This window comes from Rhizobium sp. P40RR-XXII, assembly GCF_012641405.1.
Classification (GTDB): domain Bacteria; phylum Pseudomonadota; class Alphaproteobacteria; order Rhizobiales; family Rhizobiaceae; genus Rhizobium.
The window spans coordinates 338,985-351,505 of sequence record NZ_JABAII010000006.1; the positions used below are offsets into that span (position 1 = coordinate 338,985).

The window sequence follows — 12,521 nt, forward strand, 5'->3', positions numbered from 1 at the left end:
ATGGCCGGGGAGGGTTCTGACATCGCGAGAGAACATCCTCAACAGGCTACAAAGCCCCCTCGTCCCTTCATCGGCCGCGCTCCGGCAGCGAGTTTCATCGTCTGCACCCGTAACCGCGCCCGGGCGCTTACGGCTTGCATCCGATCGATTGAAGCAGCAAGTCGCGCGCATGGCTCGATGACAAGCGAGCTTATAGTGGTCGACAATGGATCGACCGACGATACCGCCGAGCGGCTAGCCCACATCGTCGCCACGTCGAGCATCGCGATCACACCGGTGGTGGAACGCCGCCGCGGCTTGGCCGCTGCCCGCAATGAGGGGATGGAGCGGTCTCGCGGGCGCATCTTGATCTTCATCGACGACGATTGCGAAGTGGACCTGCACTACCTGCGGGATCTGGAGCGGCATTATGCGAGTGGAGAGCGCCTCGTCATCCGAGGCGGCCGTGTCGAACTCGGCAATGCGCGCGATCTGCCGTTTACGATCAAGCGATCGCGGGAGCCGGCCCGCTTTACACCCGATGTCCATCCGGGCGGCTTCATCCTGGGCTGCAACATGACGATGCACCGGGAAGTCGCCCAGCGCGTCGGCCGCTTCGATGAGCGCTTCGGCGCCGGCAGCGCCCTTCAATCGGCCGAGGACACAGACTACCTTGTCCGTGCCTTCAAGCTTGGCATTCCCATCGAATATGTTCCCGACATGAACGTGCTCCATTATCACGGACGCAACACACGCGAGGCGATCGAACGGCTTCACCGCAACTACAGCCTCGGAAACGGCGGCCTCTGTCTGAAGCATCTGCTCAGCGCGCCGTGGCTGCTGCGTCATTTCTATTGGAGTTTCCGTTCGGCCTGGCGAGAATTATGGGGCGGGCCACGCTTCGATCCGGAAGTCTCCCTATCTCATTGGCCGATCGTGTATATGAATTTGCTGGGCGCGTTCGAATTCGTACGATGTGCGATGACGAACCGCCCGCAACAGCCGGAACTGAATCAGATCAAGCAGGCAACCCGTTCGTTGAGGTAAGATCCGCATGCTGAAACTTCTCCTGCCGGGTCTGCATCTCCTACGACAGGCGTTGGGCCGGCAGATCCGGCTCCTGCCGGTCGTCGTCATTCTTGGCCTGATCAGCGCGGTGCTTGAAGGCACCGGCATCGGCCTCATCATTCCGATGCTCAGCATTATCGGCGGCGAAAAAGCCCCGACGGGACTGAGCGGATTTTCCGCCCTCTTCCAGCAGGCCGGGTCGGGTCTGGACGACCGGCAGCGGATGATGGCCATCGCCGCCTGCATCCTGGTGCTGATCACCTTGAAGAACATTCTCGCCTTCGCCAATATGGCGCTTACCAACTTCATCCACGGCAAGGCAGGCCATGCGATCCGAAGCGCGCTTGCTGATCAACTCCTGAAGATCGGGTATCCATTCTTCCTGCAGGAAAGCCCCGGCCGGCTTCTCAACATCATCTCCAACGAATCCTGGCGGGCATCGGATGCGATACAGACGGTGCTGGCGGCGATCGTGAACGCGTCGGCGGCCATCATTCTGCTTGCCTTTCTGCTGCTGCTGTCGTGGCAAATGACGCTCTGCGTCGCGCTCGGCCTTATCCTTGTCCAGGCCGCGCATGCCGGCCTCTCCGCCGGCCTGAAGATGCCGAGCCGCCAGGTCGCCTCTTCCAACAGTGAACTTGCCAGCAGAATGCTGCATCTCGTCCACGCCGGACGGCTGATCCGCATTTTCGGTCAGGAGGGGCGCGAAAAGGCCGTGTTCGACGGAGCATCCAACGCCGTGAGGAAGGCGGGCTTCGCTCTGCAGACCCGTCAGGGCGCGCTGCCGCCGCTGACCGAAGTGCTGCATTCGGCGCTCTTCCTCGCGGTGGTCGTCAGCGCCTGGGCCTTTGACGTCAGCTTTCCTATCATCGTGGCCTTCGTGGTCTTGCTGTACCGACTGCAGCCGCATGTGCGCGCCCTGCAGCAGGCATGGAGCCAGGTGCAGGGCTGGAGCGGCTCACTGGAGGAAGTGCGCTGGCTGCTCGATACCTCCGACAAGCCTCAGCCGCCGCCTGGTGACCTGCCGGCTCCCGGACTGAGCCGGGAGATCAAATTCGACGGCGTGACCTTTAGATATCCAGGCTCCGCCGCACGGCCGGTGGTGCTGCGCTCCGCCAGCTTCGAAGTTCGCCACGGTCGCTCCACCGCCCTCATCGGCCGATCGGGTGCGGGGAAAACGACCATCGTGAACCTGCTTTGCCGCTTCGTCGAACCCGACGAAGGCGAGATCCTGATCGACGGATTGCCGCTTAGCCGCATTGATCCCACCCAATGGCGAAACAGGCTCGCACTTGCCAGCCAGGACCTGGAACTGGTTGACGGCACCATTCTCGAAAACATCGCCTATGGACAGCATACCTCGCCCGCCGAGGCTGAGCAGGCGGCCAGGCTTGCCGAAGCGCATGAATTCATCGAGAAGCTCCCCGAGGGATACGAAACGCTCGTCGGTTACAGGGGCGCCAGCCTGTCGGCCGGACAGCGGCAGCGCATCGCGCTCGCACGGGCACTCGTTCGTGATCCCGATATCCTTATTCTGGACGAAGCCACCAACGCCATGGATGGATTGTCGGAAGCCGCCATCGTCGAGACGCTGAAATTGCGCGCCGGCCGCCGCACCACGATCGTGATCAGCCATCACCGCAGCACGATCTCCTTCTGCGACGACGTCGTTATCCTAAGCGGCGGGCGTGTCCGCAATCAGACAGCGTTCGCCGAAGTCGCGTCCCTCAGCATGGACCAGCTTTACGAACAAGAGCTGCCATAGTCTCACTCGCGAACCACCAATCGTTCGCGGCCACTTCCTGCGACGGACGTCAGAAGCGATATTGCACCTGAAACGAGTACTGCTTGAATCAAGCGCATTTTGGCTGACGGCGCTCCATGTATCTCCCTTCACGACCGCTCGTCTCAAGGCGGTGGGCCGATGGAATCGCGTATGACCAATCGGCACTCCATCTTCAGCCGCACTGGCGATTTCTTAGGCTGCGCTACCTTTTCCAAAAGTTCGGTCACAGCCCATCGACCCATGTCCATGTGAGGTAGCTTCAATGTCGTGAGCGGTGGCAGGATCTTTCGGGCAAGGCTTTCATCGTCGAACCCGACGACGGAAATGTCGTCGGGGATTTTCAAACCGCGCATCCGGATCGCATCATAGGCACCCATAGCGACCCGGTCTGAAAAGCAGAACACCGCTGTCGGCGGCGACGGCAGATCGAGCAGTTGAAACATCTTTTCCCGGCCGAGATCGAGTGACCAGGCTTCCGAGAGGATCAAATCAGGATCGACGGCGATGTCGTAAGTCGTCAGCGCCTGGCGATAACCGCTTAGGCGATCCCGGGCGGCTTCAAGCCGCTGCCTGCCCGCGTCGATCATAGCTATGCGGCGATGTCCAGCTTTGATCAGCACTTCCGTCCCCGCAAAGCCACCAGCGTGATCGCCTGGAATGATGGACGAGAATTCAGCTCGTTGCTGATGACAGTTCAAAAGGACGGCAGGATAGCTACTGAGCTTGGTGGGCAGCACTGGCGCCAACTGGGTGATGAGCGTGGCATAGATCACCCCGACGATCTGGCGGCGCCCGAGATAATCGAGAATCGACTCAGCGAATTCGACCTGTCCGCCCGTAACGACTGTGAGTGCCGCCATGCCCTGCTCTTCCGCCGCGCTGCGAACACCTTCGATCAGCGGCGCTGCATGCTGCGAGGCCATGAGATCGTCGATCAGAAGAACTATAATCCCGCCGATCGGGTCATTGGCCGGTGCGGTCTTCTGGTAGCCAAGCTCCTCGGCAACCGCCAGCACACGCTCACGCACCTTCTCCGAAACCCGCTTGCCAGGCACCTCGTTCAGCACCAGTGAAACCGTCGCATGCGAAACGCCGACCTGCGAGGCGATATCGGACATGGTCGGTCGTTTCGTCGTTTTGTCGTTCACTCAGTTTCTTTCTCGGACTTAACGGCAGCTCCGTGCACGTTAGAAAATCTGACGGACGATGTGAAGCCGCAGCTCTTGCGGAAGTTAAATATATAAGTTACGAAACTTCCTTGTAACTCACTTTGTGACTTAATCAAACCGGAAAGCTCGCGGCAATGTCCATCGCCTCCCGCCGTTTCGCCGACACCCATTCCGGCCCGCGTGCGCGCCTGTCTCTTGATGGAACCTGGAACTTTCAGCTAGAAGGACAAACGCCGACGACGATTGTCGTACCCGCGCCTTGGCAGGCGCATTTTCCGGATTTGCGAGCCGCGGCTGGCGTCGCGACCTATTCACGCGCCGTGGCCGTGCCGAAAGAGTGGCGGGATCGTCAGGTGATCGTGCATTTCGGTGCCGTGAACTATTTTGCCGAAGTCTCGGTCAACGGCCGTGCTCTCGGTTCTCACGAAGGCGGCTATCTGCCGTTCGAATTCGTCATTCCCGGTGATCTTCTCAAGGACGAAATGCGCCTGGAGGTGAAGGTTACGTTGCCTAGTGCCGATGCGCAGGCTTTTCCCGACTTCCCGTTTGACGAGATCCCGCATGGCAAGCAAAGCTGGTACGGCATGCTGGGCGGCATTTGGCAGTCGGTCTGGCTTGAATGCCGCTGTGAGACGCATATCACTCACCAGGCCATTCGCGCCGATCTCGCCACGGGCGAGGTCATCATCGATGTTGAGCTGGCATCGTCCTTCACCGGCGCATTGACGGTCACGCTTCTTGACCGCAATGGTAAGATTGCATCAACCGTCGAGCTCGCACTCAATGGCGAGATACACGCCTCTGCCGCCCTCAGCGTCGCGAAGGTGGAGGTATGGTCCCTCGATGATCCCGCGCTCTATCGCGCCGTTTTAGAGCTCTCAGAGCAGGGTGTCGTCCGTGACTCGGTCGAGGAGAATTTCGGCTTTCGCACCTTCGAAGCCAAGGATGGCAAATTCTTCTTGAACGGACAGCCCTTCTACATGCGTGGGGCACTGGATCAGGATTATTATCCTGAGGGCATCTACACGCCGCCATCGACCGAGTTCCTGGAAGATCAGGCGCGCAAGTCGAAAGAGCTCGGCCTCAACCTCCTGCGCTGTCACATCAAGGTGCCTGATCCACGCTACTACGACGTGGCGGACCGGTTCGGCCTGCTGGTCTGGACGGAGATCCCGAACATTCAGACCTTCACCGAGAAGTCGGCCAAGCGCCTGCTCGATACGATGGAAGGAATCCTTCGCCGTGACGGCAACCACCCCTCCATCGTGATCTGGACCATCATCAACGAGGATTGGGGGACGCGCCTTGTCGAAAGCGCCGATCAGCGATCGTGGTTGGAAAACGCCTACCATTGGCTGAAAGAGAAGGATCCGACGCGGCTAGTCGTAGACAATTCCGCCTGCATTCCCAACTTCCACGTCGTTTCCGACCTCGACGACTACCATTATTACGCCTCTGTCCCGGAAATGGCGCGCGAATGGGCCGATTGGGTTTCAGCCTTCGCCGGAAGGCCCGGCTGGTCCTATTCGCCGAACGGCGATGCGAAACGGCGTGGCGACGAGCCGCTCGTCGTCTCCGAGTTCGGTGTCTGGGGCCTGCCGCATCCCGAAAAACTCAAACAGGACGACAAGGAACCCTTCTGGTTCATCAACGGCCTGGAATGGGATAGCGACGGGGCGACCTATCCACACGGCGTCGAGCAGCGCTTCCGCACCTATCAGTTCGACAAGATCTTTCCGTCCTTCCACGCCTTTATCAAGGACACGCAATGGCATCAGTTCAATGCGCTCAAGTTCGAAATCGAAGAGATGCGCCGCCATGCCTCGATACAGGGTTATGTCATCACCGAGCTGACCGACTTGCATTGGGAAGCCAATGGATTGATGGACATGCAGCGAAACACGCGCGCCTATCACAACCGCTTCCATGAGATTAATACCGATGTTGTCATCGTCCCGCGCATGCAGCATTACGCGGTCTGGGCAGGCGATGCGGGGAGCATCGAACTCGAAATCTCGACCGGCGGCACGACGCTCCCACCGACCGAATTGCACTACAGCGTCAATGGCGCGAATGCGGGAAAGATCGCGATCCCCGCGCTGAACGCAACGTCGGTGCATCATTTGCCAGTGCTTTCCCTTCCCTTCACGGTGGATATGGCCGGCAAACAAATCAGCATTCAGTTCACGCTCACCGCGGACGACAGCGAGATCGCGCGCAACAGCCTCGACATCAGCGTCTATGGTCGCCGCTCCAAGCCGACAATCTCCGTATTCTCGGCGGAACCCGAGATCGCGCAATATTTGAGCGCGCTTGGCTACGACGTTGCCGATACCGACAGGGCGGACGTGCGGGTCGCATCCTCTCTCAATCAGGCAGATATCGATGCCATGGAGCACGGCGCCCATTATGTGTCGCTCGCCGATGCGGCAACCCTTCCCTTCGGCAATTTGCGCAATGACCAACCAAACTGGAATTATCCGACCGGCGGCGATCGCGGACAGTCCATGCCGCAGATGCGTGTCACCGAACGCAACGGCACCATCTGGAAAGGCAACTGGGTTACGGGTTTTAGCTGGCTGAAGCGGTCGGGGGCCTTCGAACGCCTGCCAGGCGGTCCGCTGACCGACCTCTCCTTCGTCGGCGTCAACCCCAACCGCGTTATTACTGGTTTCCGCCCGATCCATTTCGACGGTTTGGTCCATGCCGGCACGATGGTGGGCTGGATTCACAAGCCCTGCGCGACCATTGCCGAACGACGAGTCGGTGCTGGTCGCATTGTAGCCACCACCTTCGGTCTGATGCGCGAACCTGCCGGTACCGATCCGGTCGCAGCAACCTTGCTCGATTGCATCATCGAAACAGCGGCTACCCGATAGGCCGGCGGTAGAACCGAACCGCCGCACATCATTGAGAGGAGATGTAAGGTCAATCGGCATCCACGGTTCGGACATGTGGCAGCGCCGCAAATGTGTTTGTTGCCGGCGAAACGAAAGGGATGCCTTTTGAATTGGGGAGCAGCAATTTTCACGCGGCTCGTTGGCGCCAGCGCAAGACATAGGCCAGCCTTTAGGGGTGGCTTGGGAGGAAAATAGAACAGCCTGGAGGAGAGAAATGCGTAATCTGTTGAGAACATCGATCGCGGCGTTAGCCCTTATCACCGCCTTTCCGGCGTTCGCCGTCGAGAATGTCGTTTGGTGGGACTTTTTATCCGGAGGCGACGGCGTGCGAATGAAGGCGCTGATCCAGCGCTTCAACGACGAGCACAAGGACAAGATTCAAATCACGGGCACCACGCTCGAATGGGGCATTCCTTATTATACCAAATTGCAGACATCCGCTGCTGTCGGCCAAGGACCCGACATCGCGACCTATCACCTGTCACGGCTGGCTGCTGCTGTCTCCGCCAAGACGGTCTCGCCGATCGATCCGAAGGAGCTCGAGGCCGTCGGCCTGAAAGATAGCGACTATCCGCCGAACGCAATCGCCGCCTCGACGGTCGACAATATACGTTACGCCATTCCTTTTGATGTGCACGGAGAGGTGCTCTATTACAACAAGAATGTGCTAAAGGACCTCGGGGCGCTCGGCAATGACGGAAAACCCACCGGCATTGACAGGCTGGAGGGTTGGCGTGCGCTCTTGGCCAAGGCCAAGGAGGCGGGAAAGAATGGTGTCGTCATTGCCTCGTCAACCGGGGATTTGCGCGACATTTACACCTTGTTCGGCCAGCTGGGAGGTGCGCTTACGGAAAACGGTAAGTTCCTGCAGGGCGACAACCTCGAAAAAATGGAAAAAGCATATGGCGAGGTTGCCGATTGGGTGAAGCAAGGTTGGGCCCAGCCCTATATCGACTCTGAAACCATCACGCCCACCTTCCTCGCCGGTCAATCCGCCTTTTTCTTGAACGGCAACTGGGAGTTGCCGACCATGGAAGCCGAGGTCGCCAAGGGCAATGGTTTTGATTACGGCATGATCAACATTCCGGCCTGGATGGGCAAGCCCGCCAACTGGGCAGACTCGCACTCCTTCGTAATTCCCAACAATGTCGGTGTCACCATGACGCCGGAAAAGCGCGCCGCGGTTCTCGAAGTCATCCGATGGATGAACGTGAACTCGTTGGAATGGGCGGCCGCCGGCCATATCCCGGCCTATCTGCCGGTCAGCACATCCGCGGCCTACAAGGCGCTCAAACCGCAGTCGGATTACGCCGCCATGGCGCTCGATGCCTTCTACATGCCGAAGACCCCGCTCACCGGTGCCGCGTCCAAGTTCGATGACGACTGGCAGAACATGGTGTCCGGCCCGCTGAATGGCGAAGGTGATGTGAAGGAAACGCTTGAGAAGTTTCGGGACCACATGAACTCTCAGTGACGTTCTCCTTCAACGATCCCCAGGGGCCATACTCTCCCCTGGGGCTGGTCAACCAAGGTAGGTAACAGATGGCGGCAGTCAGCAACAGGAAGCAGGACAATATGATTGCCGCGCTGGTGGTTGCGCCAGCCGTCATCACCTTTCTGCTCATTTTTGCCTATCCGACCTTGCGCATGGTGGCGATGAGCCTGACCAATGCGCCGCTGATCGGCCCGGGCGAATGGGTGGGCCTTGACAATTACGCACGCCAGCTTGCCTCAGCTCAATTGCAAAAGGCGCTTGCGAATACACTATACTTCATCGTTCTGACCGTCATCCCCGGCACGTTTCTCGCATTGTTCATCGCCATGGGCATCAACCGCTTGAGTGGGCGCACACAGATGCTGGTCCTCGCGTGCTTTTTCTTGCCCTCCATCCTGCCGGTTTCAGTCGTGACCCAGATCTGGACCTGGATCGCCAATATGCAATACGGCGTCATCCAGAACGTCATTGGCCTGTTTACCGGCGGCCGGCCGCTGCCGGTGCTGCGTTCGCCGACTTATTTCATGCCTTCCGTCGCAGTCGTCACGATCTGGTGGACGATCGGCTTCAATATTCTTCTGTTCCTGGCTGCCCTGCGCAGCATTTCACCTGACGTTTACGAAGCAGCCGCGCTCGACAATGCCAACCGCTGGCGCGTGTTTTCGAGGATAACCTGGCCGCTGATCTGGCCCATCACGGCATTGGTATTGACGCTGCAGCTGATCGCACAGTTCAAGATTTTCGCGCAGCCCTATTTGCTTGGCTATTTCGCCCATACGCCAGCTGACGCTCAATCCGTTGTCATGAGCGTCATCTACGATCTCGCTTTCAAGCAGAACAAAGGCGGTGAAGGCGCGGCGGTCGCTACTATTCTGTTCGTCATCATTCTGATTGCCTCAGTCCTGCAATATCAGTTCCTGCGTGCGCGAGGCGAAAGATGAGCGACCGGATAACTGATGCGCGAGCAGGCTCTGCGTCGGCAAGCCACCATGTCGCTGCCGGACGCTGGACCAGCCGCGCACTGACCGTGTTGACCGCGCTCGGCGCGCTGATCTGGTTCTTTCCCCTTTACTGGGCCATCGCAACATCGCTCAAATCGGACACCGAAGTGGTGAGCAAAACGGCCGGGCTTTTCCCAAAAGCGCCGACGCTGGAGCCTTATCGCTATGTGATCGAACGCTCCAGCATTATACAATGGTATATCAACTCGGTCGCGACATCAGCGATTGTCGCGGCTCTGGTGCTTGCGATGAGCCTCTGCTGCGCCTATGCGCTCAGCCAAATCCAGTTTCCGGGCCGCCGCCTGATCTACGGCGCGCTGATTGCCTCGGTGATGGTTCCGACTGAAGCGCTCATCATCAATCATTTCGTGCTGATGAACTCCTTCGGACTGATCAATACCTGGGGCGGCATTGTTCTGCCACAGTTGGTGGTGCCGTCGGTCATCATCATCCTGAAGCAGTTCTTCGACCAGATCCCAAGGGAATTTCGCGAGGCGGCAATGCTCGACAATGCCGGGCACCTGAGAACGCTTTGGAAGATCTACGTACCAATGAACTGGGGCGTGATTACCGCGCTCGCCATAACCACATTTATTGCGGCATGGAACAATTTCCTATGGCCTTTCCTGGTCGCTACGTCGGATGCGACAATCACCATTCCGGTTGGCATTACCCAGGTAAAGGACGTCTTCGGCGTGCGTTTCGCCAAGGACATGGCTGCGGCGGTATTGGCGGGTCTTCCGGTTGCCATTCTTTACCTCCTCTTCCAAAGACAAATCACCCGCGCCATCATGCTTTCCGCCGGAATAAAGGGATAATAGGCGGGCGATTGAAGCCCGCATCGCGCAGTTGACGCTTGCAGCAAACAACTCGCCGCGTCGCCTGGGGGCATCATCTCAAGCATGGTGGTCACCGTCCCGGCCCACACCAAGGCCCACGCTGTGGCGAGCTCGACCGGTTCCGCGGCTTTGACGAGGTGCGGCGGCAATATCGTGATGCCATCCGCATACCGCCCTAGGTTCGGATTGAACGACTTATATCAGGCCGGCCGCAAAAGTGAAAGACTGCGTCCTCGGAGTTGCAAGACTTGCTCGTCGACCACGCCCCGATCTCGCGCATCAGGATTCGATGTCGACAGTTCCAGCGCCCAGTGCTTGTCGCCTGGTAAGGTAAATCCGACATCGCCATCGTGAGGGTTGAACAGGATAAGAACGTCGTCCCAGCCCTCTTCAAATGGCTGGTCCCGCGACAGGCGCAAGCCGATTATTGTGTTTGCCTCGTCCTCCCATTGCTCTTCCGTCTGCTCGCCGCCACCGGCGTTGAGCCATGTGACGATCAGGCCGTCGCGCCAATTTTCTCGTCTAAGGATGGAATGTTCCTGTCGTAGGGTAATCACGTGTTTTGTGAAGCTTCGAAGCGCTTCGGAACTGCCATGGCGATCGTCCCAATGCAGCCAGCTGAGCTCACTATCCTGGCAGTAGCCATTGTTGTTGCCCATCTGGCTGCGGCCGAATTCATCTCCCGCCATCAGCATTGGCGTGCCATGCGACAAGAATAGGGTGGCGAGAAAATTCCGCTTCTGGCGTTCCCGGATCGCGTTGATGCCTTCATCTTTCGTCGGGCCTTCAGCACCATAATTGAAGCTGCGGTTGTCGTCATGGCCGTCGTTGTTGTCTTCGCCATTGGCTTCATTGTGCTTGTCGTTGTAGGAAACAAGGTCATTGAGAGTGAAGCCGTCATGCGCGGCTATAAAGTTGACGCTTGCCCACGGACGACGCCCACGAAGATCGTAGACATCACCTGAACCCAAAATGCGCGCGGCGAAATCCCGCGGCGTGCCGGGGGTGCCCTTCCAATAGTCGCGCACCGTGTCACGATATTTATCGTTCCATTCCACCCAACCCGGCGGGAAACCGCCGACCTGATATCCACCAGGCCCGATATCCCATGGCTCGCCGATGAGCTTGACCTTTGAGAGGACGGGATCCTGACCGACCGCATCGAAAAAGCCGCTGCGCTGGTCAAAACCTTGGGGTTCACGGCCGAGAATAGTGCCGAGATCGAAGCGGAAACCGTCTATGTGCATCACTTCAGCCCAGTAGCGAAGTGAGTCGGTCACCATCTGCAGTACGCGCGGATGAGAAGTGTTGATGGTATTGCCGGTGCCAGTGTCGTTGACATAGTAGCGGGGCTGGTCCGCAAGAGTGCGATAATAAGAGAAGTTATCGATGCCCTTGAATGAGAGGGTCGGGCCGAGCTCATTGCCCTCCGCCGTGTGGTTGTAGACGACATCCAGGATCACTTCGATACCGGCGTCGTGGAAGGCGCGCACCATATCGCGAAAACCTGCAAGACCCTTGGGACCATAATAGCGAGAGGCCGGGGCAAAGAAGCCGAGGGTATTATAACCCCAGTAGTTACGAAGGCCCTTATCGAGCAGATGGCTGTCATCGGGAAAATAGTGGGTGGGAAGGAGCTCGATCGAGGTGACGCCGAGGCTTTTCACATAATCGACGATCGCTGCCTGCCCCAGGCCATCAAACGTACCACGCAGCTGCTCCGGAATTGCCGGATGCAGCATTGTCATCCCTTTCACATGGGCTTCATAGAAAATCGTTCGCGACCAGGGGACGGATGGCTTTTGGGTCGGGGCTTCCTCCCGAATATCGACGACGCGACATTTCGGCATTCGAGCCGCACTGTCCGTCTCGTCGAAGGAAAGATCCTTCTGCTCATCATTGAGAATATAGGCGAACTGGGCTTGCGACCAATCTACATTGCCCACGAGCTCACGGGCATAGGGGTCGACGAGCAGCTTGTTCGGATTGAAGCGATGACCTCTTTCTGGATCGAATGGACCATGGACGCGGTAACCATACAAGGCGCCCGCTTCCAATCCCGGAACATATCCATGCCAGATCTCATTGGTATATTCCGGCAGGATGAGCCGCTCGATCTCCTCCTTGCCGTCTTCGTCAAAAAGACAGAGCTCCACCTTTTGCGCATAAGCACTGAAGAGTGCGAAGTTGACGCCTCGCCCGTCACAGGTTGCTCCCAGGCAGGTAAAATCACCGGGCTCGATCTCATGCTGCTTGCCATTTTCCGTCATGAATCCCTCTTTGC

General features: G+C 58.5%; 8 protein-coding genes. 6 read left to right on the top strand and 2 right to left on the bottom strand.

Translation table 11 applies throughout. The annotated features are described in order from the left end of the window. Together HGP16_RS14600 and HGP16_RS14605 are read left to right on the top strand one after the other, a co-directional pair. Positions 1 to 1,026, top strand: a complete 1,026-nt coding sequence (locus tag HGP16_RS14600; RefSeq protein ID WP_168840730.1) for a glycosyltransferase family 2 protein — start codon at positions 1 to 3, stop codon at positions 1,024 to 1,026. A 7-nt stretch (positions 1,027 to 1,033) separates the two neighbouring features. Then, positions 1,034 to 2,812, top strand: a complete 1,779-nt coding sequence (locus HGP16_RS14605) for an ABC transporter ATP-binding protein (RefSeq protein ID WP_168840731.1) — start codon at positions 1,034 to 1,036, stop codon at positions 2,810 to 2,812. Between the two features lie 143 nt (positions 2,813 to 2,955). On the opposite strand, the gene HGP16_RS14610 is transcribed toward HGP16_RS14605, so the two are convergent. Continuing rightward, the gene (locus HGP16_RS14610) at positions 2,956 to 3,981 is read right to left on the bottom strand and encodes a LacI family DNA-binding transcriptional regulator (RefSeq protein ID WP_312867319.1); all 1,026 of its coding nucleotides are present in this window, start codon (positions 3,979 to 3,981) and stop codon (positions 2,956 to 2,958) included. 155 nt (positions 3,982 to 4,136) lie between these two features. Between HGP16_RS14610 and HGP16_RS14615 the strand changes: the two genes are divergently transcribed. The 4 genes from HGP16_RS14615 to HGP16_RS14630 all read left to right on the top strand — a co-directional run bounded on the left by HGP16_RS14615 (position 4,137) and on the right by HGP16_RS14630 (position 10,216). Beyond that, a complete protein-coding gene (locus tag HGP16_RS14615; protein ID WP_168840732.1) occupies positions 4,137 to 6,881 on the top strand; it encodes a glycoside hydrolase family 2 protein in 2,745 nt (914 codons plus the stop codon). Between the two features lie 235 nt (positions 6,882 to 7,116). After that, positions 7,117 to 8,376 carry a hypothetical protein gene (locus HGP16_RS14620; protein WP_168840733.1) on the top strand — a complete coding sequence of 420 codons (1,260 nt, stop codon included), beginning with the start codon at positions 7,117 to 7,119 and terminating at the stop codon, positions 8,374 to 8,376. A gap of 68 nt (positions 8,377 to 8,444) precedes the next feature. Further along, complete coding sequence (locus HGP16_RS14625; RefSeq protein WP_168840734.1) at positions 8,445 to 9,338, top strand: carbohydrate ABC transporter permease; 894 nt, start codon at positions 8,445 to 8,447, stop codon at positions 9,336 to 9,338. Then, entirely contained in the window at positions 9,335 to 10,216 is an 882-nt protein-coding gene (locus tag HGP16_RS14630; RefSeq protein WP_168840735.1) for a carbohydrate ABC transporter permease, read from the top strand. The genes HGP16_RS14625 and HGP16_RS14630 overlap by 4 nt, the downstream gene beginning before the upstream one ends. A gap of 221 nt (positions 10,217 to 10,437) precedes the next feature. Here HGP16_RS14630 and glgX read toward each other — a convergent pair whose 3' ends face one another. Then, positions 10,438 to 12,507 (bottom strand): glycogen debranching protein GlgX, encoded by a 2,070-nt coding sequence (gene glgX / locus HGP16_RS14635; protein WP_205927522.1) that lies wholly within the window; start codon positions 12,505 to 12,507, stop codon positions 10,438 to 10,440. Positions 12,508 to 12,521: the final 14 nt, after the last annotated feature.

Bases quoted from the DNA above. Each gene is read 5' to 3' on its own strand.
- HGP16_RS14600 (WP_168840730.1), top strand. From the start codon at position 1: ATGGCCGGGGAGGGTTCTGACATCGCGAGAGAACATCCTCAACAGGCT.
- HGP16_RS14605 (WP_168840731.1), top strand. From the start codon at position 1,034: ATGCTGAAACTTCTCCTGCCGGGTCTGCATCTCCTACGACAGGCGTTG.
- HGP16_RS14615 (WP_168840732.1), top strand. From the start codon at position 4,137: ATGTCCATCGCCTCCCGCCGTTTCGCCGACACCCATTCCGGCCCGCGT.
- HGP16_RS14620 (WP_168840733.1), top strand. From the start codon at position 7,117: ATGCGTAATCTGTTGAGAACATCGATCGCGGCGTTAGCCCTTATCACC.
- HGP16_RS14625 (WP_168840734.1), top strand. From the start codon at position 8,445: ATGGCGGCAGTCAGCAACAGGAAGCAGGACAATATGATTGCCGCGCTG.
- HGP16_RS14630 (WP_168840735.1), top strand. From the start codon at position 9,335: ATGAGCGACCGGATAACTGATGCGCGAGCAGGCTCTGCGTCGGCAAGC.
- glgX (WP_205927522.1), bottom strand. From the start codon at position 12,507: ATGACGGAAAATGGCAAGCAGCATGAGATCGAGCCCGGTGATTTTACC.